1 protein-coding gene is annotated in these 292 nt (G+C 67.5%); it reads right to left on the bottom strand.

The window, feature by feature from the left end; translation table 11 throughout:
• A partial coding sequence (locus EN850_RS35650; RefSeq protein WP_210238098.1) for a hypothetical protein occupies window positions 1-257 on the bottom strand: 257 nt, incomplete at its 3' end.
• Window positions 258-292 lie beyond the last annotated feature (35 nt).

Below are 292 nucleotides of genomic sequence, written 5' to 3'. Positions count from 1 at the left end.
CCGAGCTGGCCGCTCTGCCCGGATACGGTGGTGACCAACGTGCTGTTGCTGCCCACGCCCTGCTTCACGCGCAGGCTGGGCGTGTCCTGCAGGTCGCGCAGCCGGTATTCCAGGCTGCCGCCGTTGACGCTGCTGGAGAACACGCTGACCGGTGCGCCACCGGGGCTGACCGTGATCGCGCCGGTGCCATCGGGCACGCCCACGTTCACCACACTGGTGCCGGTGAGCGAGAGGAAGCCGTTGTCGTTCAGCGGCACGCCTTCGAAAGTGATGCCCAGTTAACTCATGCGGC

The sequence above is a fragment of the Mesorhizobium sp. M8A.F.Ca.ET.207.01.1.1 genome (assembly GCF_004794715.1).
Taxonomy (GTDB): Bacteria; Pseudomonadota; Alphaproteobacteria; order Rhizobiales; family Rhizobiaceae; genus Mesorhizobium.
The sequence above is the reverse complement of the archived record's forward strand: the minus strand, read 5'-3'. Positions and strand labels throughout refer to the sequence as shown.